Origin of the sequence: Pseudomonas sp. DVZ6, assembly GCF_024259445.1 — a bacterium.
Taxonomy (GTDB): Bacteria; Pseudomonadota; Gammaproteobacteria; order Pseudomonadales; family Pseudomonadaceae; genus Aquipseudomonas; species Aquipseudomonas peradeniyensis.
The window spans coordinates 1-22,586 of sequence record NZ_JANCLM010000024.1; the positions used below are offsets into that span (position 1 = coordinate 1).

Sequence of the window (22,586 nt, forward strand, 5' to 3'; positions counted from 1 at the left end):
TCCGCCTTGGTGCATGGTTTGAGACAGGTGGAACGGTAGTGGTGCCCACACTGAAACCCCGTCGGACCAACAAGGCGGACCAGTTAATGGCACAGGGTTGACTGGCCCGAAACAGATGTAGGAGCGGCCTTGCGTCGCGATGCGCCGCGCGGGCGGCGCTCGATCTGGTAGGCGCTGCAAGGGGCGCGGCGGATACCTGGTGGCCCTCACTCGGTCAATCGCTCTCGCTCCCAAACACCTTGAAAATGCAGGCATCCTGGCAAAAGCCCCTTAGTTCGCGCCACGGGGCTTTTTGCATCAAACAGCAGGGCTATTCGTTACCGCATGAGAGACATCTTGCGACAGTGCTTTGGCCATGCCTGTTCTCCTTGTTGTCAGGGCGCGATCAATGCCTTGCCTGTACACGGCTCAGGGCCATTTCGACCAAGCTGCGTGCGCTGTCGATTTCGTGCACGGCGGTCAGGGCCATGACGTGGCCCGGCGGCTTGCTGTGGATCATTGCGGCGTGCTGGGCGGCGGTGAGGGCGCAGACGAGGTACTCGGCGATTTGGACGAGCAGATCCTCGAGGGTATGAGGCGAGTCGGATGCTTGTAGCGGAGGGTCGGGGACAATTTTTATCATGGTAGTAACCTGAGCAATTTGGGGCGTCCACCACAAGCTGTCAAACCAATGGAGGCAGCTGTACGTAGGTTGACAGACCGAGGCTCAGGTTCCCGGCGCACACGAATGTGCCCCACGCACAACTGCCATGAAGCAGCCATTGCGTTCTGAGCTTCGGCCTGTCAAAGCCGGTCGTTGAGTTGGCAACGACGGGTCGAGACTAGGCCGCGAACAGAGCAGCTGCAATGGCTTGAATGGGGAAAAAGTGTGCTTGGGAAATGGACTACAGGGAATCAGGAAAGTCTGATGAAAATCTGTAGGAAGCTGAAAGAAATTGCCAGCAAGTTGGTCTGTGCACCTTTTGGAGCAATGTCTTTCAAGGTTTTTGCGATTCTTGGGTATGAGCGCTCCAGTTCAAGATCGCCGGGGTCGCTTTGCGACCCTTTCGCGGCGCAAGGCCGCTCCTACAGGGGGCGCGTTAGCCTGTAGGAAGGGGCGATCTGTGCGAACCACGCCAACCTGTAACGTTTTAGCAAGTAGATAAATACGCTTAGTTGCCGTGTCGACAACTTGTTAGTTGACCCTCGTCAACTAGTGCAACTGTACTAACGCCTTTCGCTCACACCCCCTTTTCCCGTATGATCCGCGCGCCATCAGTTTGATGGTGGATCATGGACTAAAGGATTTTTATGAAAAAGCTGATCAAAGCTACTGTCGCTGTTGCTGTCGTTTCGGGCGTTGCCCTGCTGTCCGGCTGCACCGGCCAGGTCTACAACCAGCCTAAGAACTGCTCGTACGACTACCTGTTCCACCCATCGGTTTCCATCTCCAAGATCATCGGCGGCTGCGGCCCGATCGATAAACTGCCTCAGCAGCAGTAATCTTGGAAATACCCTGATCGGGTCGTTCACGGCCTGATCCAAGACCCCCGGCCATGGATGTGGCCGGGGGTTTTTGTTTTCCGGGGCGTGGTGGCTTGTCGCGTGGCAACCTGTCGTCTTGACGCCCTGGCGCGCGTTTGTTTGTGCTGGCAATTCGGTTACAATCCGTAAATCGTTTCAGCCTTGTCGGTCAATCCGACCAAAGGCTGGCGCGTCCAATGTCTCTCTGGCTGCTGAACAATGATCACAACAAGCCTGCGCTGAAGAACATGGAATACCTGGGCCAGCCACAGGCCCACCCTCCGTTCTACTGACTGGAATCGATCAATGTTCAAGAAAGCTGGCAAGACCTTGCTGGGTCTGGCAGTCGCGGCGAGCTTCATGCAAGCGCACGCCGAAGACACCAAGAAAGTCGACGTGCTGCTGGTTGGCGGCGGCATCATGAGTTCCACCCTGGCGGTCTGGCTCAACGAGCTGGAACCGAGCTGGTCGATGGAAATGGTCGAGCGCATGGACGGCGTCGCCGAAGAAAGCTCCAACGGCTGGAACAACGCCGGTACCGGCCACTCCGCGCTGGCCGAGCTGAACTACACCCCGATGGACAAAGATGGCAAGGTCAACATCACCAAGGCCATCGAGATCAACGAGTCGTTCCAGATCTCCCGCCAGTTCTGGTCCTGGCAGGTACGCCAGGGCGTGCTGAAGAACCCGCACTCGTTCATCAACACCACCCCGCACATGAGCTTCGTCTGGGGCGATGACAACATCAAGTTCCTGAAGCAGCGCTACGACGCCCTGCAGGCCAGCCCGCTGTTCCGTTCGATGCAGTACTCGGAAGACCACGCGCAGATCGCCAAGTGGGTCCCGCTGATGATGGAAGGCCGCGATCCAAGCCAGAAGCTGGCCGTGACCTGGAGCCCGATCGGCACCGACGTCAACTTCGGTGAGATCACCCGTCAGTTCGTCGGTCACCTGAAGACCAAAGAGAACTTCGACCTGAAGCTGTCCAGCGAAGTGCAGGACATCACCCGCAACGAAGACGGCTCCTGGCACGTCGAGTACAAGAACCTGAAGGATGGCACCGAGCACGCCACCGACGCCAAGTTCCTGTTCATCGGTGCCGGCGGCGGCGCGCTGAAGCTGCTGCAGAAGTCGGGCATCCCGGAAGCCAAGGAATACGCAGGCTTCCCGGTGGGCGGCTCGTTCCTGGTGACCGAGAACCCGACCGTTGCCATGCAGCACATGGCCAAGGCCTACGGCATCGCCTCGACCGGCGCGCCACCCATGTCGGTTCCGCACCTGGACACCCGCGTGCTGGACGGCAAGCGCGTGATCCTGTTCGGGCCATTCGCCACCTTCTCGACCAAGTTCCTGAAGAACGGCTCGTACCTGGACCTGCTGAGCAGCACCACCACCCACAACGTCTGGCCGATGGCCCGTGTCGGCATCGATCAGTACCCGCTGGTCGAGTACCTCGCCGGCCAGCTGATGCAGTCCGACGACGACCGTTTCGCCGCCCTGCAGACCTACTTCCCGAACGCCAAGAAGGAAGACTGGAAACTGTGGCAGGCCGGTCAGCGCGTGCAGATCATCAAGCGTGATGCCGACAAGGGCGGCGTGCTGAAGCTGGGCACCGAGGTCGTGGCTTCTGAAGACCGCACCATCGCCGGCCTGCTGGGCGCCTCGCCAGGTGCCTCGACCGCCGCGCCGATCATGCTCAACGTGCTGGAAACCGTGTTCAAGGAGAAGGTCGCTACCCCTGAGTGGCAGGCCAAGATCAAGGAGATCGTCCCGAGCTACGGTACCAAGCTGAACGATTCGGCCGCCGCCACCCAGAAAGAGTGGGACTACACCGCCGAAGTCCTGCAGCTGGAGAAGCCGCCGGTGATCGACCAGAGCGTCAAGACCAGCGTGGCGCCAGCCGCACCGGTCGAGAGCAAGCCTGCGAACGACATGGCGCTGTAAGGCCAGACGGTTGCCGGACTTGCCCGGCAACACCCACCACGAGCGTCGCCACCGGCGGCCTCGTGGTTTTTTTATGCCTGAGAATCGGGCAAGGGATTGACGCCTACCCCTGTAGGAGCGGCCTTGTGCCGCGAAAGGGCTGCGAAGCGGCCCCAGCATTTCGGCGTTGAGCAACGATCGCCGGGGCCGCAATGCGGCCCTTTCGCGGCACAAGGCCGCTCCTACAGGGATTGCGCAAGGCTTGAGGTTGGCGTGGCCGGGTGCACCTCAACGCTGCTCGAGAATACTGCCCAGCAACCCCGGAAAGCGGCTTTCGAGTTCTTCGCTGCGCAGCGAGTTCATATGCGTGGTGCCGACATTGCGGGTGTGCACCAGCCCGGAATCGCGCAATACGCGAAAGTGATGGGACATGCTCGACTTGGGCCGGCCGCCGTCCAGCTCGCCGCAGCTGGCTTCGGCGACACCGGCCAGGCGACGGACGATTTCCATGCGCACAGGGTCGCTCAGGGCGTAGAGCAGGCGCTCCAGCGTCAGGTCTTCGGGGTTGGGGTGGGTATAGGCTCGCATGGACGACATGATAACGGGGGTTTCACAAATTGCCATAGTTCGAATATGATCGAACAATCGTATCCAACCCCCGTCCCTGGAGTTACCTCATGGCCGCCTTGTTCGAACCCTATACCCTCAAAGATGTCACCCTGCGCAACCGCATTGCCATTCCGCCGATGTGCCAGTACATGGCCGAGAATGGCCTGACCAATGACTGGCACCAGGTGCATTACGCGAGCTTGGCCCGTGGTGGCGCCGGCCTGGTGGTGGTCGAGGCCACCGCGGTGTCCCCGGAAGGGCGCATCACCCCCGGCTGCGCCGGCATCTGGAACGACGCCCAGGCCCAGGCCTTCGTGCCGGTGGTCAAGGCGATCAAGGCTGCCGGTTCCGTGCCAGGCATCCAGATTGCCCACGCCGGCCGCAAGGCCAGTGCCAATCGCCCCTGGGAAGGTGACGACCATATCGCCGCCGACGATGCCCGTGGCTGGGACACCATCGCCCCGTCCGCCATCGCCTTTGGCGGCCACCTGCCGAAAGTGCCCAAGGCCATGACCCTGGACGATATCGCCCGGGTCAAGCAGGACTTCGTCGATGCCGCGCGCCGTGCCCGCGATGCTGGCTTCGAGTGGATCGAACTGCACTTCGCCCATGGCTACCTGGGCCAGAGTTTCTTCTCCGAGCACTCCAACCAGCGTACCGACGCCTATGGGGGCAGCTTCGACAACCGTACGCGTTTCCTGCTGGAAACCCTCGCTGCGGTACGTGAAGTGTGGCCGGAGAACCTGCCGCTGACCGCTCGCTTTGGCGTGGTGGAATACGATGGCCGTGACGAGCAGACCCTGCAGGAGTCCGTTGAACTGGCCCGTCGCTTCAAGGCCGGCGGCCTCGATCTGCTGAGCGTCAGTGTCGGCTTCACCATTCCCCAGACCAACATCCCATGGGGCCCGGCATTCCTGGGGCCGATCGCCGAGCGGGTGCGCCGCGAGGCGAAGCTGCCGGTGACCTCGGCCTGGGGCTTTGGCACGCCGGAGCTGGCCGAGGGCGCGTTGCAGGCCAACCAGCTCGACCTGGTGTCGGTGGGGCGTGCGCACCTGGCCGACCCGCACTGGCCGTATGCTGCAGCCAAGGCCCTGGGCGTGGACAAGGCGGCGTGGACGCTGCCGGCGCCTTATGCGCATTGGTTGGAGCGTTATCGCTGATATCGCATGGGGCCGCTCTGCGGCCCTTTCGCGGCACAAGGCCGCTCCTACACGGAACGCATCCCCCTGTAGGAGCGGCCTTGTGCCGCGAAAGGGGCGCAAAGCGCCCCCCGGCAATCTCAGAACCGATCCAACCGGTATGCCTGTTCCACCTCGGCCCCCCCAGCCAACCGCCCCACCCATTCCGCCGTCACCGCCGCCTGGGTCAACCCCAGGTGCTGGTGCCCGAAAGCCAGCAGCACCTTGCCATCGGCCACCCGGTCGATCACCGGCAGCGAATCCGGCAACGAAGGTCGGAACCCCATCCACGGCGTCGCCCCCTCGGCATCCAGCTCACGCCGGAACAAGCCCTTGCTCAACCGATGCAGTTGCCACGCCCGCTGCATGCTCGGCGGCGCCTCGAGCCCGGCGAATTCCACCGTGCCGGCCAGGCGCAGGCCGTCGGCCATGGGCGTCATGATGAACTTGCGCTCCAGCGAGGTGACGGCGAACGGCAGGCGTTGATGCTCCGCCGGCAGCATCAGGTGGTAGCCACGCTCGGTATCCAACGGTACCTGCCGACCGGCCAGGGCGGCCGTGAGCCTGGCCGAATGTGCCCCGGCACTGATCAACACCTGGCGGGCCTCGAGGGTGCCCTGGTCGCTGGCGAGGCTGATGCCCTGGCCATGCACCTGGCCGCCATCGACCTCGGCGCGCAGGAAGCGCACGCCGCTGGCCCTGGCGGCGCTGAACAGTTCGCAGACCACCTGGTAGGGGTCGAGGAAGTGACCGGTGCGCGGGAAGTACAGGCCGCCGAGGATCGACGGACTCAACTGCGGGGCCGCTTCGCTCACCGCCTCAGCCGACCACAGGTCCACGGGCACGCCTTGTGCCTGCATGCGGGCGCGCAACGCCGCGAGCGCCTGGCGCGATTCGTGGCGCTCGAACACCAGCAGCGAACCGTCCTCCTTGAGCAAGTGGCTGCGCTCGATGGATGCGAGCAGCCGTTGCCAGGCGCCGAGGCTGCTTTCGTTCAGCGCACGAAGGCCCGCCACGCTGCGCTGGAATGGCGCCGGTCGCAGGTTGAGCAGCAGGCGGGTGAACCAGGGCAGGGCCCGTGGCAGGTACTTCCAGTCCAGGCGCAGCGGGCCCATCGGGTCCAGCAGCATGGCCGGCAGGCGCTTGAGAAGCGACAGGTCGGCGATGGGAAACACCTGCTCGGTAGCCAGGTGCCCGGCATTGCCAAACGAAGCGCCGTGGCCTGGCGCCTGGCGATCGATCAGCAGCACCCGGCGGCCCTGGCGGGCCAGCTGCAGGGCGCAGGCGACGCCGACAATGCCGGCGCCGACCACGGCGATATCCGTGTCAGTGGCGGTCATGGTTCAGCCTTCCCGCCGGCCATCGAGCAAGCGGCGCAGGTGCAGCGGGTTGCCCTGTTGCAGCGCATCGGGCAGCAGAGCATCGGGGAAGTCCTGGTAGCACACCGGGCGCAGGAAACGCAGGATCGCCGCGGTGCCCACCGAGGTGCCGCGGGTGTCGGAGGTGGCCGGGAACGGGCCGCCGTGGACCATCGCGTCGCACACCTCGACCCCGGTCGGCCAGCCGTTGACCAGAATCCGCCCGGTCTTGCGTTCGAGGGTAGGCAGCAGCTGGCGGGCGCAGTCGAGGTCGGCGGCGTCCAGGTGCAGGGTGGCGGTCAGCTGCCCTTCCAGGTGTTCGGCGACTTGGCGGACCTGTTCATCGCTGTCGCAAGCGACCAGCAGCGAGGCGGAGCCGAATACTTCGGCCTGCAGTGCCGGGTCGGCGAGAAACGCCTGGGCCGAGGTAACGAACAGGTGCGCCTGGCATTGGTTCGGGCCTTGATGGGGCTGACCGCTGGCGATCTGTCGGGCATTGCGGTTCTCAGCCAGTGCGGCGACGCCATTGGCATAGGCGCTGGCAATGCCGGGTGTGAGCATGGTCTGCGCCGCAGTTTGCCGGACATGCTCGGCGGCAGCATTGATGAAGCGTTCGAGGGCCGGCCCCTGACGGGCGATCAGCAGCCCGGGGTTGGTACAGAACTGGCCGGCGCCTTGGGTCAGTGAAGCGACGAAGGCTTGCGCCAGAGGTTCCGCTCGGGCTTGCAGGGCGGCTTCGAAGAGGAACACCGGGTTGATCGAGCTCATTTCGGCATAGACGGGGATTGGCTCCGGACGTGCCTGGGCGGCCTGGCACAAGGCGAGGCCGCCGCTGCGCGAGCCGGTGAAGCCGACGGCCTTGATGCGCGGGTCGCTGACCAGACCGATACCGGCCTCACGGCCGGCGCCGTACAGCAGTGAGAACACGCCTTCGGGCAGCTCGCACTGCGCGACCGCCCGAGCCACGGCCTGGCCTACCAGTTCGCTGGTGCCGGGGTGCGCGCCATGAGCCTTGACCACCACCGGACAACCGGCGGCCAGTGCCGAGGCGGTGTCGCCGCCGGCCACCGAGAAGGCCAGCGGGAAATTGCTGGCGCCGAACACCGCCACCGGGCCCAGGGCAACCTGTCGTTGGCGCAGGTCGGGGCGTGGCAGTGGCTGGCGCTCGGGCAGGGCGTTGTCCACCCGTACATCCAGCCATTCACCGGCCCGTACCACGCAAGCGAAAGTGCGCAGTTGCGCGCAGGTGCGGCCGCGCTCGCCCAGCAGTCGAGCCTTGGGCAGGCCGGTTTCGGCATTGGCGCGGTCGATCAGGGCATCGCCCAGGGCTTCGATCTGCTCGGCGATGGTGTCGAGAAAGTGGGCACGTTGTTCGAGGGTGGTTTCGCGGTAGGCATCGAAGGCTGCCCAGGCCAGGGTGCAGGCCTGGGTTACCTGCTCGGCGCTGGCGCCGGCGTAGGCGGGTTCTAGGGCCTGGTTGCTGGCCGGATCGATGGCGCGGATCGGTGCTTCGGTGCCGACCACGGAGCGTTGGCCGATTAGCAGGTTGCCGGTGAGGGGCATGAGGACATCCTTTGGAATTAAATTCAGACTCAAGGGCGTACCGCAGCCCTGCGGGAGCGGGTTTACCCGCGAAACAAGCAACTCGGTGCATGGCACCGGCCTTGCCGGTGTTCGCGGGTGAACCCGCTCCCACAGGGGGGGGCGGGCTGTCCTCGATATCAAGCCTGGTTCTGCTCGGCCGACCAGCTGGCGTACCAGGTGCGGAACAGCGCGTACTGCTGTTCGGCGTAGTGGCGCTGGGCGTCGGTGAGGGCGTCGGTTTCGTTGAAGTGCAGGCGGTACTCGGTGTCGCCGTTGAGCACCATCAGGTGCTTGTAGTACAGCACCAGGTCGCAGCCTTCATCGAACGACGACAGCACCGCCAGCGCCGATTCCAGCTCCCGGGCCTGGCGTCGGGCCTTGGCATCGCCCTTGGCGGCGCGCTTGCTCAGGCTGACCAGTTGCAGCACTTCACGGGGCAGCGCGTTGCCGATGCCGGTGATGGCGCCGGTGGCGTTGCAGTTGACGAAACCGTGCACCACTTGCGTGTCGACGCCGACCATCAGGGTCACGTCATCATCCTGGGAGGTGATGTGCTCGGCGGCGTAGCGCAGGTCGGCGGCGCCGCCGAATTCCTTGAAACCGATCAGGTTGGGGTATTCGCGGCGCAGGGCGAAGAACAGGTCGGCGCGGGTGGCGAAACCGTAGTAGGGGCTGTTGTAGATCACCGCCGGCAGCTTCGGCGCGGCGGCGAGGATCGCCGAAAAGTGATGCTGCTGGGCGGTCAGCGAGGCGCCGCGAGACAGCACCCGGGGGATGACCATCAGGCCGGCGGCGCCGACCTTGGCGGCGTGGGCGGCGTGGGACACCGCTTCACGGGTGTTCACCGCGCCGGTGCCGACGATGGTCGGGATGCCGGCGGCCACCAGGCGCGCCACGCCCTCCTGGCGCTCGGCCTCGGTCAGCAGCGGCCAGTCGCCCATCGAGCCGCAGTACACCACCGCGCTCATGCCGGCGTCGATCAGTTCGCGGCCCTTGCGCACCAGGGCGTCGAAGTCCGGCTTGCGCGCGGCGGTGCAGGGGGTCATCAGGGCGGGCATGGTGCCGGTGAAGATGTTGTCGGTCATTGTTGTCACTCCTGGCGGTATTCAGTGGGAAATGAAGGGGTCAGATGCCCCAGGCGAACGGATCCTGCTCGTCGATCAGCAGGGTGCTGTCGGCGGTCATGTGGGCGCGGCCGGTGATGAACGGGCGAATGCGTTCGCCGTCGCGCTCGTAGCGGCCGTGGAACTGGCTGCCGGTGATGCTGGCCTGGACCCAGGGCTGGCCTTCGGCGAGCTTGCCGTCGGCGGCCAGGCACGCCAGCTTGGCGCTGGTGCCGGTGCCGCAGGGCGAGCGGTCGTAGGCCTTGCCGGGGCACATGACGAAGTTGCGGCTGTCGGCGTTGGCGTCGTCGGCGAACAGCTCGACATGGTCGATCGGGGCACCGTGTTCGCCGGTGATGCCCTGGGCCTCGAGGGCCTTGAGCAGGGCCCAGGTGTAGTCGGTGAGGGCTTCGCGGTTGTCCAGTTCGATGCGCTGGCCGTGGTCGGAAACCAGGAAGAACCAGTTGCCGCCCCAGGCGATGTCGCCACGCACCAGGCCATGGCCCGGCACGTCCACCGCCACCTGCCGGCGGTAGCGGTAGGATGGTACGTTGCCGACGGTGACGGCGCCGTCGTCATGCAGGGTGGCGCTGACCTGGCCGACCGGCGTGTCGATCTTGTGCACCCCCGGTTCGATCAGGCCCAGGTGGTGCAGCGAGGCGACCAGGCCGATGGTGCCGTGGCCGCACATGCTCAGGTAGCCGGCGTTGTTGAAGAAAATCACCCCGCAGGTGGCATCCGCAGAGATTGGCGGGCAGTACAGCGCGCCCACCAGCACATCGTTGCCGCGAGGCTCCAGCAGGCAGGCGCGGCGCCAGTGGTCGTGCAGCTCGCGCAGTTCGTCACGCTGTTCGGCCATGCTGCGGCCGTGCAGGGTCGGAAAGCCTTTCATCACCAGGCGGGTCGGTTCGCCGCCGGTATGGGAGTCGATGACGTGGATCTCTTTCATAGGTCAGTTCGTTCCAAAGTGTGGGGCAATCGTGGGAGCGGGCTTGCGCCGCGATGAGGCCGCTTGCCCTGAATCGCGGGGCAAGCCCGCTCCCACGAGTTCCCGTCAGTTCTCAGGAGGCCAGTGCAGCCGGCTCGTGCCCGCGATTGGCTTCGGTACCCGCTTCGCTTTCATCCTCGCCATCGAGCCGCACCAGCCGGGCCGGCACGCCGGTGGCCGCGCCCCAGTAGTAGATGCCCAGGGCACTGGCGGCGACGATCACGGTGTCCAGCGGATGGCCGATCACACCCAGGCCGCCGAAGCTGCCCAGCCAGGACAGGAAAATGGTCACGGCGTAGAAGCCGATCAGCCAGGCCGACGAGCGCACCTGTTGGCCCAGCGACAGGTGTTCGGTGGGGACGAAGCGGCGGCACAGCAGGTACAGCACGAACATCACGATCTGCAGCGCCAGCAGCCAGGACACGGTGTTCCAGCCCGACCAGTAGACGATCAGCGCGGCGATGATGAACGACAGCGGGCCGAGCACGCCCATGCCCTTGACCCGGAACGGCCGGGACATGTCCGGGGCGTTGCGGCGCAAGGCGGCGACCGACACCGGGGCCACCGCGTAGCTCAGCACCAGGGCGGCGGACACCACGTTGATCAGCGCTTCCCAGGACGGGAACGGTAGGGTCCAGAACACCGCCAGGCCGAAGGTCAGCCACAGCGCCGGGCGCGGGATGCCGGACTGCTCGTCGATGCGGGTGAAGTACTTGAAGAAGGTGCCGGTCTGCGCCCAGCCATAGATTACCCGTGGGGTGGCATTCATATAGATGTTGCCGCAGCCGCTGGGCGAGATCACCGCGTCAGCCACCACCAGGTAGGCCAGCCAGCCGACGCCCAGGGCCAGGGCGATGTCACGGTAGGGCAGGGCCAGCTCCTTGGTCACTCCGGCCCAGCCGTTGGCAATCATCTCGGTCGGCACGCTGCCGAGGAACGCCAGTTGCAGCAGGGCATAGATCGCGGTGGACAGCAGCACCGAGAGAATCAACGCGATAGGGATGGTGCGCTGGGGGTTCTTCACCTCGCTGGCCACCGAGATGATCGGCGTGAGCCCCAGGTAGGCGAAGATGATGCCGCCGGCCGACACCGCCATTTCCACGCCGGACAGGCCGAACGGGGCGAAGCCCTGGACCTCGAAGTTCTCCGGCTTGAAGAAGGTGAACAGCACGCCGATCACCAGCAGCGGCACGATGAACTTGAACACGCTGACCAGGTTGTTGGCCTTGGCGAAGGTCTTCACGCTGCGGTAGTTGAGCAGGAAGAACAATCCGAGCAGGGCGAACTGCACCAGCCAGCCGAGCACCGTCGGGTCGCTGGAGCCGGCCTTGGTCAAGGACGGGAACCAGGCCGCGGCGTACTGGCGCGAGGCGACCACCTCGATGGCGATCAGGCTGGAGAAGGCGATCAGGGTAATGAAACCCATCAGGTAGCCCAGCAGCGGGCCGTGGGAATACACCGGGTAGCGCACCACGCCCCCGGCCCGTGGCAGGGCGGCGCCGAGCTCGCAGTAGACGATGCCCAGCAGCAGCACGGCGAAGCCGCCGAGGAACCAGGAGAGGATGCCGGCGGGGCCGGCGATGGCCGAGACATGGCTGGCGGCGAACAGCCAGCCGGAGCCGAAGATGGCGCCCAGGCCGATGAAGGTGAGGTCCAGCAGGGACAGCTGTTTCTTGAATTTGCCTGACATGGTTGCGCCTTTTTGTAGGTTTTGGATAGGCAGGTCTGATGTCACGATGCGGCGGCATGCGCCGCGTTCTAGTAGGTCATGGGGCGGCTTGCGTGGGGCATAGAGTGGACCGATCGGGGCGTCGGTTCTTGATGGTTTTCTGCAAGGTGGGTGACGAAATCGGCACAGTTGAAGAAAAGGCTGGCGAGATTGGGCGGTGGCTGGATAGGCTGGATCGTATAGCCGGCAAGGGCTGGAGAGATGCAGTGGCAATACCGGCCTCTTCGCGGGACAAGCCCGCTCCTACAGGTATTGCGCGTGCTTCGAGATCGGCGCGATTCCTGTAGGAGCGGGCTTGTCCCGCGAAGAGGCCGGCCCTGCCACCGGAGACCTGATTGAATGTCACACGACTCACTGGCAACCCTGTACCAGACCCTCGACCAGCACCGCCCCGAATCCCTCGAGGCCCTGCTCACCGGTGTGGTCTGGCTGCTGCCCATGCTCGACGTGATCGCCAATGCGGCGATCTTCATCAAGGACGACCAGGCCCGCTACGTCCTGGCCAACCGCACACTGGTCCAGCGCTGCGGCCTGAAGCACCTGCAACCGCTGCTGGGCAAGACCAGCGCCGAGGTGTTCCCGGCGCGCCTGGGCCCCGGCTACACCGAGCAGGACCGCCGGGTGCTGGAGCAGGGCCTGGTGCTGGAGGACCAGCTGGAGTTGCACCTGTACGGCAGTCGCGAACCGGGCTGGTGCCTGACCCACAAGCGTCCGCTGTACGATCCGGCGGGGACGATCATCGGCTTGGTGGGCATTTCCGTCGACCTGCAGTCAGCCGCCGACACCCACCCCGCCTACCAGCGCCTGGCGGCGGTGGATGCGCATATCCGCGCGCATTTCCACCAGCCGATCAGCATGGGCGAGCTGACCCGCATCGCCGGGATCTCGGTGGCGCAGCTGGAACGCTACTGCAAGCGGGTGTTCCACCTCACGCCCCGGCAGATGATCCACAAGGCCCGCCTGGAGCATGCGCACCAGTTGCTGCACAGCGACCTGCCGATCATCGAGGTGGCCCTGCGCTGTGGCTACACCGACCACAGCGCCTTCAGCCGGCAGTTCAGGCAACTAACCGGTTTCACGCCGCGGCAGTACCGGATGGCAACGAATTAAAGATCGATGCATAAATGCATTGATTTATTATGCTTTTATGCATATATTGGGTTTCAACGCTACTCAGTAGCGTGCATAAACTCAATCGATACAGGATGTTCACGATGACAACCGCTTACACCGCCAAGAATTCCCTGCCTTTTGCAGCGCTACCCACTACCGATGGTGTCGTTCAGTACTTTCGTGCGACCAGCACCAACGTAGCGGATGCGTCCTATGCTCCCGATGGTCTGGCAGCCGCGCCGATCTACGGCCTCGGTGGGCAGCTGTTGCAAGGCAACGAGATTGTCGCTGGCGGCAACGTGACGCTGGTTTCCTACCTCGGTCCACTGCTCAACCAGGGGGCCCTGTGCTGGATCCTGCTGAACTGCGAGGGTGGTGCCCAGCAGGTGGCCAATGCCACGCATAGCCAGCATGCCGTGACGCTTGGCCAGATCATCGGTTTCTCCGGAGCCGCGCCTGGTGACATCAAGTTCTCCGCAGCCAACGAGGCGCCAGTGGGCTGGCTGAAGGCCGATGGGGCATTGGTGTCTCGCGCCGAGCATGACGCATTGTTCGCCGCCATCGGCACCACCTATGGCGCTGGCGATGGTGTCACGACCTTCGGCCTGCCTGACCTGCGCGGTGAGTTCATCCGTGGCTTCGATGACGGCCGTGGGGTAGACCAAGGCCGGGCGTTCGGCTCCTGGCAGAAGGGCAGCCTCTACCCTTACGACACCACCCAGAACATAGCCAACGGTGTCTGGAGTGCATCTACCACGCAGAACACAGGTCCCGCTTCGCAAGTCGCGATGGGCGTGGATGCCTACTCCACCGACGAGTATTCGACCATTTCGCTGGGTGGGGTCGATGCGCGGGTCAACTATGCATTGCCAGGTCTGTTTGGTGACCGTGGTTACTCCGGGATCACCCGCCCACGCAACATGGCCATGCTCGCATTGATCAAGTGCTGATCACTCGCTGCTGAACAGGGCGCGGGCCTCGTCGAAGCACTGCTCGGCGATGGCCGAGCGCGGCTCGCTGCGGCGCAGCAGCAGGCCGACCGGGCTGTGGATGCTGGCTTCCTGTACCGGGATGATGCGCATGTGCTGGTTGAGGTCTTCCAGGCCGCAATCGAGCGGCATGACCGCGCAGCACACGCCGGTGTTGATCGCCTGGATCAGCTGGAAGGTCGAGTCGCTCTCGAGCACGGCATTGGGCGCCAGGCCCCGGCTGCGCAAGCTCAGGTCGAGGGACTGGCGGTAGTGCATGCCCTTGCTCAGCAGGCCCAGCGGCAGCTCGCCGAGGTCTTCCCAGCGCAGGCTATCGGCCTCGAACTGGAAGTGCCGGGTGTCGTGCAGCAGGCCCATGGTGGTGGTGCTCAGCTCGATCACTTCGAAGAAGCTGGTGTTGACCTGGTCGAGGTAGCAGATGCCCAGGTCGAGCTGGTTGCGGCTCAGGCCGTCGATCACCTGCTCGGAGCTCAGCGACGACAGCTGGAAGTGCAGCTCGGGGTACTTCTCGCGCAGCGGCATCAGCAGTTGCATGGGGTTGAAGCTGGCCAGCGGCACGGTGCCGAGGCGCAGGCTGCCGACCACCTGGCCGCGGCAGCTGGCGGCCTCGGCCTGCAGGCCGTCATGGGCGGCGAGCAGGGTGCGGGCCCAGGCCAGGATGCGCTCGCCGGCTTCGGTGAAACCTTCGAAGCGCTGGCCGCGCTTGACCAGCACCAGGTCCAGTTCGTCCTCGAGGTTGCGCAGGCGCATGGACAGGGTCGGCTGGGTAATGTGGCACAGCGCCGCGGCCTGGCCGAAGTGGCGGGTCTGATCGAGGGCGATGAGGAACTTGAGCTGTTTGATGTCCATGGTGCGGCCTGGGGTTGCGGGGTGGGTAGACCTTAACCAAGAGTGAAGCACCTGGCTAATCCTTGATGAACATTTCACCGACCCGGTCGCGGGGCCGATAGCGGCGATAGAAATCGTCGATCATCCGGTACGTCCTATCGATTGGACGCTGCCGGGGCTTGTCTCTACCGTGGCCGCGAAGCCAATCCTGGAGCAAAGGCCATGAGCGTGAAACCGGACGCGGTGTTCGTACCGCTGAACATCGCGGTGCTGACCGTCAGCGACACCCGCACCTACGACACCGACACTTCCGGCGAGCTGCTGGCCAGCCGCGCCGTCGGCGTGGGCCACCGCCTGGTGGCGCGGGAGCTGCTCAAGGACGACCTGTACAAGATCCGCGCCCAGGTCGCCACCTGGATTGCCGACGACCAGGTGCAGGTGGTGCTGATCACCGGCGGTACCGGCTTCACCGGGCGCGACAGCACGCCGGAGGCGGTGGACTGCCTGCTGGACAAGCGCATCGACGGGTTCGGCGAGCTGTTCCGTGCCCTGTCGATCCTCGATATCGGCACCTCGACCGTGCAGAGCCGGGCCCTGGCCGGCATGGCCAACGGCACCCTGGTGTGTTGCCTGCCGGGCTCGACCGGTGCCTGCCGCACGGCCTGGGAAGGTATCCTGGCCGAGCAGCTGGATGCGCGGCACCGGCCGTGCAACTTTGTCGCGCACCTGAAGCCGATCGCGGCCTGCGAAAGTCGCAGTTAATCTCCAGGACCTATCGCGGGGCAAGCCCGCTCCCACGCCAATACAGATCAGTGTCTTATTGGCGTGGGAGCGGGCTTGCCCCGCGATGGTTTTTCAGCTCAGTACATGATCCACCGGCACCAACGCCGGTGGCAGCGGCTCATGCCCCAGCGCCGCCAGGACATCGCGCTCGACGGTGCGCACCAGCGCATCGGTCGGCAGGTCGTTCTCGTCCCGGCCGAACGGGTCTTCCAGTTCGTTGCCGATCGCATCCAGGCCAAAGAACGTGTAACTGACAATGGTGGTGAACAACGGTGCCAGCCAGCCCAGCGGTTCTGCCAGGGCAAACGGCAGCAGCAGGCAGAAGATGTAGATGGTGCGGTGCAGCAGCAGGGTGTAGGGGAACGGCAGCGGCGTGCCCTTGATTCGCTCGCAGGTGGCCTGCACATCCGACAGGCCGGCCAGACGCTGCTCCAGGAGGGTGTAGCGGAACTCGCTGATCGCGCCGTCCTTCGCCAACCGTGAGCACTGGGCACCGATATCGCGCAGGATACCGTCGCACACGTTGTGCGCGGTGATCGGCGCGTCCTCGGCCAGCCAGGTGCGCGCCAAGGGCAGTTCGTCTTCGTTGCGCAGCCGGGCATTGAGGGCATGGGCGAACCCACACAGGCCGCGCAGTATCTGCGCGCGCAGCTGCTGGTCCTCGATCGCCACGCTTTCGCGCACGAACGAGCGCACCTCGATGATCATCCGCCCCCAGGCCTTGCGGCCCTCCCACCAGCGGTCGTAGCAGGCGTTGTTGCGAAAACTCATGAAGATCGACAGCGACAGCCCCAGCAGGGTGAAGGGCGTGGCGCTGACCGGGTAGAACAGCGCCGGGTAGTGCCGCTCGACCAGCACGATCAGCGCCGCCAGCAAGGTCACCGCCAGGCAGCGCAAGGCGATACGCTGGACAATCGAGCCCTTGAGGGTGAACAGCACGCGCAGCATGTCGGGGCGTGAGTGGACGATCAAGACGGTTCCAGAGGCGGCCGATCAGCCGCCGGTCATGTTCATGAAGCGCAGGATCTGCACCTCGCCGCCCACTTCGAAGTGGTGGCGGTAGGGCTTGAGCTGCATGGCGTCGCGCAGGGTCTTTTCCAGGCGGGCGCTGTCGCCGGGGTGTTGGCGCAGGACCTGCTTGAGGTCCACCGAGTGCTCGTTGCCCAGGCACAGCAGCAGGCGGCCTTCGACGGTCAGGCGCACGCGGTTGCAGGTGGCGCAGAAGTTGTGGCTGTGCGGCGAGATGAAGCCGACCCGGGTATCGGGGGCTTCGGCCAGGCGCCAGTAGCGCGCCGGGCCCTGGGAGGATTCGGCTGACTCGACCAGGGTGAAGTGCTCGGCCAGGCGGGCGCGCACGTCGTCGCTGGAGCAGAAGGACTCGCCGCGCTCGTGTTCGCTGATGACGCCCAGGGGCATTTCTTCGATAAAGGAGATGTCCAGCTCGCGGTCGATGGCGAAGCGCACAAGGTCGACGATTTCGTGGTCGTTGCGGCCCTTGAGCACTACCGCGTTGAGCTTGGTGCGGCGAAAGCCCGCGGCGCGCGCGGCGTCGATACCGGCGATCACCTGCTTGAGGTCGCCGGTACGGGTCAGGGCGCGAAAGCGCTCGGGGTCGAGGCTGTCGAGGCTGATGTTCAGGCGCGAGACGCCGGCATCGAACAGCGGCTGGGCCAGGCGGCCGAGCTGCGAGCCATTGCTGGTCAGGCACAGTTCGCGCAGGCCGGGCAGGGCGGCGATGCGCTCGCACAGCCCGACGATGCCCTGGCGCACCAGGGGCTCGCCACCGGTCAGGCGGATCTTGCGGGTGCCCAGGGCGACGAAGCGCTCGGCGACCAGGTACAGCTCCTCGAGGCTGAGAATCTGCTGGCGCGGCAGGAACTGCATGTCTTCGGCCATGCAATAGACGCAACGAAAATCGCAGCGGTCGGTGACCGACATCCGCAGGTAATCGACTTTGCGGTTGAAACCGTCGATCAGGGCCTGGGGGTTCTTTTCCACGTTCGCGCTCGACCTGTGCAGTGGCTGGGGGCGGCGAAAGGCCGCAGACAAGGTTCAAGCTATAACCTGCGCCCAGTGACGTCAAATTGCTTTCCCCGACCGTTCGATCAGTCTCGTCTATCACGGCTGCAGGCCACGGAGCTCAAGGGCTATACCGGGTGATCGAGACGGTTTATCACGCTGTCATTTATTTCGATTGGACGCACTGGGAGCGGCTTCTTAGGCTGGAAAAAACACCGTGCGGAGAAGCGCAGCATGAGCCAGGACGAACACATCAGGGACTACAAGGGGCCGGCCGCCGGCTGGGGCGCGCTCAAAAGCGTGACCAAGAGCTGGCTGGGCAGCGAGAACGCCTTCAAGAACCTGCGGGCCATGCTCAAGACCAACCAGAACGGCGGTTTCGACTGCCCGGGCTGTGCCTGGGGCGAGTCGCCGGAAAGTGACATGGTCAAGTTCTGCGAGAACGGCGCCAAGGCGGTCAACTGGGAGGCCACCGGCCGCTCGGTGGATCCGGCGTTCTTCGCCCGCTACAGCGTCAGCGCCCTGCTCGAGCAGACCGACTACTGGCTCGAATACCAGGGCCGCATCACCCACCCGATGCGTTACGACGCAGCCACCGACCATTACGTCGAAACCAGCTGGGACGAGGCGTTCGCCCTGATCGCCCGGCACCTCAACGGCCTCGAGTCGCCGGACCAGGCCGAGTTCTACACCTCGGGTCGGGCCAGCAACGAGGCGGCGTTCCTCTACCAGTTGTTCGTGCGCGCCTATGGCACCAACAACTTCCCCGACTGCTCGAACATGTGCCACGAGGCCAGTGGCGTCGGCATGGCCGAAACCCTCGGCGTGGGCAAGGGCACCGTGGTGTTCCATGACCTGGAGCTGGCCGATGCGATCTTCGTCATCGGCCAGAACCCTGGCACCAACCACCCGCGCATGCTCGAACCGCTGCGCGAGGCGGTCAAGCGCGGCGCCCAGGTGGTCTGCTTCAACCCGCTCAAGGAGCGGGGCCTGGAGCGCTTCCAGCACCCGCAGCACCCGTTCGAGATGCTCAGCAACGGCTCCGAACCGACCAACACCGCCTACTTCCGTCCTGCACTGGGCGGCGACATGGCGGCCATGCGCGGGATCGCCAAGTTCCTCCTGCTGTGGGAGCGCGAGGCGCAGTTGAACGATGAGCCACCCGTGTTCGATCACGCGTTCATTGCCGAGCACACCAGCGGTGTCGAGGATTATCTGACGCTGGTTGATACCACGCCGTGGGAACACATCATCGAGCAGTCGGGCCTGAGCAAGGCCGAGATCGAGCTGGCCGCGCGCATGTACCGCAAGGCCGAGCGGGTGATCATGTGCTGGGCCATGGGCGTGACCCAGCACCGCCATTCGGTGCCGACCGTGCAGGAGATCGTCAACCTGCAGCTGTTGCGCGGCAACGTCGGCAAGCCAGGTGCCGGCCTGTCGCCGGTGCGTGGTCACAGCAACGTGCAGGGCGACCGCACCATGGGTATCGACGAGAAGCCCAAGGCGGCGCTGCTCGATGCACTCGAGAAACGCTTCCAGTTCAAGGTACCTCGCGAGCATGGCCACAATGCGGTGCTGGCGATCCAGGCCATGGAGGAGCGACGGGCCAAGGTGTTCATTGCCCTGGGCGGCAACTTCGCCCAGGCCACCCCGGATACGCCGCGCACCCATGAGGCCTTGCGCAACTGCGAACTGACCGTGCAGATTTCCACCAAGCTCAACCGCTCGCACCTGGTGACTGGGCGTGATGCGTTGATCCTGCCGTGCCTGGGCCGCACCGAGATCGACATCCAGGCCGAAGGGCCGCAAGGCGTCACTGTGGAAGACACCTTCAGCATGGTGCACATCTCCCATGGCCAGCTGAAACCGCGCTCGCCGCTCCTGCGCTCGGAGCCGGCCATCGTCGCCGGCATGGCCAAGGCCACCCTGGGCAGCAAGCCGATCGACTGGGACTACGCGATTGCCGACTACGCTCGCATCCGCAGCATGATCGCCGACGTCATCCCGGGCTTCAGCGAATTCAACGAGCGCCTGCAGCATCCTGGTGGCTTCCACCTGGGCAACAACGCCGCCGACCGCAACTTCCGCACCGCCACCGGCAAGGCGCGCTTCACCCCCAGCCCGCTGCCGGAGCAACTGGTCAACACCCAGGTACTGGCCCGTGGCGACAGGCCCGACCTGATCCTGCAGACCCTGCGTTCCCACGACCAGTACAACACCACGCTGTACGGTCTGGACGACCGCTACCGTGGGGTGTTCGGCCTGCGCGAGGTGGTGTTCGTCAATGAGTCGGATATCCGTCGGCTGGGCTTCGAGCCGGGCGAGCAGGTGGACCTGGTGTCGCTCTGGGAGGATGGCCGTGAGCGGCGGGTTTCGGGGTTCCGCCTGGTGGCCTATGACGTGCCGCAAGGCCAGGCGGCGGCCTACTATCCGGAGACCAACCCGCTGGTGCCGCTGGAGAGTTATGGCGAGGGGACCTATACGCCGACCTCGAAGTTCGTGGCGATCAAGCTGGAGAAGGCCAGGGCCGGGAACCGGATCGAGGCGATCACCACGGAGGTGTAGGAGCGGCCTTGTGCCGCGAAAGGGCTGCGTAGCAGCCCCGACAATCTCACATGATGCCGAAAACCCGGGGGCGCTGCGCGCCCCTTTCGCGGCACAAGGCCGCTCCTACAGAAGAGGGGCGCGCTGTTGCACTTTCAGCGACGTACCGGATACGCCGTGGTGTACTTCATCTGCTCCATGGCAAAGCTGGAGGTGATGTTCGACAGCCCGTCGGTGCTGGTAATCAGCTTCTTGTAGAAGCGGTCGTAAGCGGCGATGTCGCCCACCACCACCCGCAGCATGTAGTCCCAGTCACCGGACATGCGGTACACCTCCATCACCTCCTCGAATGCCGTCACCGTGGCGGCGAACTGCGCCAGCCAGGCGCTGTCGTGGCGCTGGGTCTTGAGCTGGACGAACACCGTCAGGCCCAGGCCCAGGCGCTCGGGGTCGAGCAGGGCGACGCGGCCGCGGATGTAGCCTTCCTCTTCCAGGCGCTTGACCCGCTTCCAGCACGGCGTGGTAGACAGGTTGACCGCCTCGGCCAGGTCCTTGAGGGACAGCGACGCATCACGTTGGAGCAGGGTGAGGATGTGCTGGTCGAAACTGTCCATGGCGTCATCTGGCAGGTTTGAGGGAAAGTTTTCCAAGGTTAGCCGTACGAGGCGAACGTTGAAACCCTTTTGGCTGGTTCTTCGACAGCAACGTTCTGTTGGCGCCCGGGCCTTGCGGATATGAGATAGTGGCGGTTTTCCATCCTCAGTCAATGGACCCGACCATGTCCGACAAACCGCGCAATTTCGCCACCCGCACCATCCACGCCGGTGAGCAGTCCAGCGTCGCCGACAACGCCATCTTCCCGGCCATCGTCACTTCCAGCTCGTTCATCAAGCGCGGCCTGGACGACAACCCCGAATACGCCTACAGCCGTGTCAGCAACCCGACCCGGCACGCCTACGAGACCTGCGTGGCCGCACTGGAGGAGGGCGTCGGCGCGGTCGCCTGCGCCTCGGGCGTCAGCGCCACCGCCACGGTGCTCGAGCTGCTGTCCAAGGACGCCCATGTGGTGGTGATGAACGGTGTCTACGGCGGCACCTTCCGCCTGCTGGAAGACTACCGCGGACGCACCTCGGGCCTGACCACCACCTATGTCGACCTCAACGACGTCGAGGCCGTGGCCGCGGCGATCCGTCCGGACACCCAACTGATCTGGATCGAGTCGCCGACCAACCCGCTGCTGCACCTGGTGGACATCAAGGCGGTCTGCGACCTGGCCCGCGCCCGTGGGGTGATGACCTGCATCGACAACACCTTCTGCTCGCCCTGGAACCAGCAGCCGATCACCCTGGGCGTGGACCTGGTGATGCATTCGGCGAGCAAGTACATCGGCGGCCACTCCGACCTGACCGGTGGCGTGGTGGTGGCGGCCAATCACGAACTGCTGGGCCGTTTGCGCAAGATCAGCATGGCGGTCGGCGCGATCCAGGGGCCGTTCGACTGCTACCTGGCGCTGCGCGGGCTGAAGACCCTCGACGTGCGCATGGAGCGCCAGAGCGCCAACGCCCTGCGCGTGGCGCAGTTCCTCGAACAGCATCCGCAGGTCGAGCAGGTCTACTACCCGGGGCTGGAAAGCCACCCGCAGCATGAGTTGAGCAAGCGCCAGATGCGCACCGGCGGTGCGGTGGTGGCGCTGCGCATCAAGGGGGATCGGGCCGCGGTCAACCGCATGGTCGAGGCGCTGTCGATCTTTGTCCTGGCCGATTCGCTGGGTGGGGTGGAGAGCATGATCAACCACTCCTGGAGCATGTCGCACAACTCCCTGAGCCCGGAGCAGAAGGGCGTGATGGGGATCAGCGAGAACCTGGTGCGGTTGTCGATCGGGATCGAGGATTACCGGGACCTGATCGAGGACCTGGACGCGGCGCTGAAGGCTTCAGCTTCCGTGTGATGGCTGCCGGCCCATTCGCGGGTAAACCCGCTCCCACAGGTACAGTACTGATTTCAATGTGGGTGGTGGCCCGTGGGAGCGGGTTTATCCGCGAAGAGGCCGGCAAATGTTCTGGTTCAGTCAGGATTTGGGCGGATGGACGATCCGTTCGATCTCTTCCTTGATCAGAGCGCGTTCTTTTCGAAGTCGATTGAGGTTGTCATCCGTAGTGAGGCCGGTTTTCTCAACGTTCTCAATGTCATGATCCTTCTCGGTGTAGCGTTTCTTCAGCTCTGCGAGTTTGTGGTTTTCCTTCGCAAGCGCATTGAAGTCATCTTCCTTTACGCCAAGGTCTTCAAATAGATTGTGCGGAACTGGCATTTCTCCACCTCTCTCAGGGTTGGTAAG

At 64.8% G+C, this 22,586-nt stretch carries 20 protein-coding genes; 8 read left to right on the forward strand and 12 right to left on the reverse strand.

The window, feature by feature from the left end; translation table 11 throughout:
- Nucleotides 1–385: 385 nt before the first annotated feature.
- Complete coding sequence (locus NMG10_RS15125) at nucleotides 386–622, reverse strand: hypothetical protein (protein WP_254464617.1); 237 nt, start codon at nucleotides 620–622, stop codon at nucleotides 386–388.
- 668 nt (nucleotides 623–1,290) lie between these two features.
- On the opposite strand from NMG10_RS15125, the gene NMG10_RS15130 reads away from it, so the two are divergent.
- Complete coding sequence (locus tag NMG10_RS15130) at nucleotides 1,291–1,482, forward strand: DUF4223 family protein (protein ID WP_023630554.1); 192 nt, start codon at nucleotides 1,291–1,293, stop codon at nucleotides 1,480–1,482.
- Between the two features lie 327 nt (nucleotides 1,483–1,809).
- Nucleotides 1,810–3,447, forward strand: a complete 1,638-nt coding sequence (gene mqo, locus NMG10_RS15135; RefSeq protein WP_198744485.1) for a malate dehydrogenase (quinone) — start codon at nucleotides 1,810–1,812, stop codon at nucleotides 3,445–3,447.
- 267 nt (nucleotides 3,448–3,714) lie between these two features.
- Here the strand turns inward: mqo and NMG10_RS15140 are convergent, their stop codons facing one another.
- Nucleotides 3,715–4,050: a helix-turn-helix transcriptional regulator gene (locus tag NMG10_RS15140; protein ID WP_052896291.1), complete on the reverse strand. Its 336-nt coding sequence runs from the start codon at nucleotides 4,048–4,050 to the stop codon at nucleotides 3,715–3,717.
- A gap of 53 nt (nucleotides 4,051–4,103) precedes the next feature.
- Here NMG10_RS15140 and NMG10_RS15145 point away from each other — a divergent pair, with 53 nt between their 5' ends.
- Complete coding sequence (locus NMG10_RS15145) at nucleotides 4,104–5,195, forward strand: NADH:flavin oxidoreductase/NADH oxidase (RefSeq protein WP_254464618.1); 1,092 nt, start codon at nucleotides 4,104–4,106, stop codon at nucleotides 5,193–5,195.
- Nucleotides 5,196–5,314: 119 nt separating this feature from the next.
- Here NMG10_RS15145 and NMG10_RS15150 read toward each other — a convergent pair whose 3' ends face one another.
- From NMG10_RS15150 to NMG10_RS15170, 5 genes are all read right to left on the reverse strand, one after another.
- Nucleotides 5,315–6,553 carry an FAD-binding oxidoreductase gene (locus tag NMG10_RS15150; RefSeq protein WP_254464619.1) on the reverse strand — a complete coding sequence of 413 codons (1,239 nt, stop codon included), beginning with the start codon at nucleotides 6,551–6,553 and terminating at the stop codon, nucleotides 5,315–5,317.
- 3 nt (nucleotides 6,554–6,556) lie between these two features.
- A complete protein-coding gene (locus NMG10_RS15155; RefSeq protein ID WP_254464620.1) occupies nucleotides 6,557–8,134 on the reverse strand; it encodes an aldehyde dehydrogenase (NADP(+)) in 1,578 nt (525 codons plus the stop codon).
- 158 nt (nucleotides 8,135–8,292) lie between these two features.
- Nucleotides 8,293–9,240: a dihydrodipicolinate synthase family protein gene (locus NMG10_RS15160; protein WP_254464621.1), complete on the reverse strand. Its 948-nt coding sequence runs from the start codon at nucleotides 9,238–9,240 to the stop codon at nucleotides 8,293–8,295.
- Between the two features lie 40 nt (nucleotides 9,241–9,280).
- Nucleotides 9,281–10,207, reverse strand: a complete 927-nt coding sequence (locus tag NMG10_RS15165) for a 4-hydroxyproline epimerase (protein ID WP_254464622.1) — start codon at nucleotides 10,205–10,207, stop codon at nucleotides 9,281–9,283.
- Nucleotides 10,208–10,319: 112 nt separating this feature from the next.
- Nucleotides 10,320–11,936 carry an APC family permease gene (locus tag NMG10_RS15170; protein WP_254464623.1) on the reverse strand — a complete coding sequence of 539 codons (1,617 nt, stop codon included), beginning with the start codon at nucleotides 11,934–11,936 and terminating at the stop codon, nucleotides 10,320–10,322.
- 378 nt (nucleotides 11,937–12,314) lie between these two features.
- On the opposite strand from NMG10_RS15170, the gene NMG10_RS15175 reads away from it, so the two are divergent.
- The gene (locus NMG10_RS15175) at nucleotides 12,315–13,085 is read left to right on the forward strand and encodes an AraC family transcriptional regulator (protein ID WP_232857185.1); all 771 of its coding nucleotides are present in this window, start codon (nucleotides 12,315–12,317) and stop codon (nucleotides 13,083–13,085) included.
- A gap of 104 nt (nucleotides 13,086–13,189) precedes the next feature.
- Nucleotides 13,190–14,038 (forward strand): phage tail protein, encoded by an 849-nt coding sequence (locus NMG10_RS26025; protein WP_332880095.1) that lies wholly within the window; start codon nucleotides 13,190–13,192, stop codon nucleotides 14,036–14,038.
- Here NMG10_RS26025 and NMG10_RS15185 read toward each other — a convergent pair whose 3' ends face one another.
- Complete coding sequence (locus NMG10_RS15185) at nucleotides 14,039–14,926, reverse strand: LysR family transcriptional regulator (protein WP_050704304.1); 888 nt, start codon at nucleotides 14,924–14,926, stop codon at nucleotides 14,039–14,041.
- Nucleotides 14,927–15,127: 201 nt separating this feature from the next.
- Here NMG10_RS15185 and moaB point away from each other — a divergent pair, with 201 nt between their 5' ends.
- Nucleotides 15,128–15,667: a molybdenum cofactor biosynthesis protein B gene (gene moaB / locus NMG10_RS15190; protein WP_203651311.1), complete on the forward strand. Its 540-nt coding sequence runs from the start codon at nucleotides 15,128–15,130 to the stop codon at nucleotides 15,665–15,667.
- Between the two features lie 93 nt (nucleotides 15,668–15,760).
- Here the strand turns inward: moaB and NMG10_RS15195 are convergent, their stop codons facing one another.
- Nucleotides 15,761–16,660, reverse strand: a complete 900-nt coding sequence (locus tag NMG10_RS15195; protein WP_274235418.1) for a bestrophin family protein — start codon at nucleotides 16,658–16,660, stop codon at nucleotides 15,761–15,763.
- Nucleotides 16,661–16,681: 21 nt separating this feature from the next.
- Nucleotides 16,682–17,686: a GTP 3',8-cyclase MoaA gene (gene moaA, locus NMG10_RS15200; protein ID WP_050704307.1), complete on the reverse strand. Its 1,005-nt coding sequence runs from the start codon at nucleotides 17,684–17,686 to the stop codon at nucleotides 16,682–16,684.
- A gap of 255 nt (nucleotides 17,687–17,941) precedes the next feature.
- On the opposite strand from moaA, the gene NMG10_RS15205 reads away from it, so the two are divergent.
- Nucleotides 17,942–20,272 (forward strand): FdhF/YdeP family oxidoreductase, encoded by a 2,331-nt coding sequence (locus NMG10_RS15205; RefSeq protein WP_254464624.1) that lies wholly within the window; start codon nucleotides 17,942–17,944, stop codon nucleotides 20,270–20,272.
- A gap of 134 nt (nucleotides 20,273–20,406) precedes the next feature.
- Here the strand turns inward: NMG10_RS15205 and NMG10_RS15210 are convergent, their stop codons facing one another.
- Entirely contained in the window at nucleotides 20,407–20,865 is a 459-nt protein-coding gene (locus tag NMG10_RS15210; protein ID WP_050704309.1) for an Lrp/AsnC family transcriptional regulator, read from the reverse strand.
- Between the two features lie 152 nt (nucleotides 20,866–21,017).
- On the opposite strand from NMG10_RS15210, the gene NMG10_RS15215 reads away from it, so the two are divergent.
- Nucleotides 21,018–22,199, forward strand: a complete 1,182-nt coding sequence (locus NMG10_RS15215) for a PLP-dependent aspartate aminotransferase family protein (RefSeq protein ID WP_254464655.1) — start codon at nucleotides 21,018–21,020, stop codon at nucleotides 22,197–22,199.
- 120 nt (nucleotides 22,200–22,319) lie between these two features.
- On the opposite strand, the gene NMG10_RS15220 is transcribed toward NMG10_RS15215, so the two are convergent.
- A complete protein-coding gene (locus NMG10_RS15220) occupies nucleotides 22,320–22,559 on the reverse strand; it encodes a YdcH family protein (protein ID WP_081100331.1) in 240 nt (79 codons plus the stop codon).
- Between the last annotated feature and the right edge of the window lie 27 nt (nucleotides 22,560–22,586).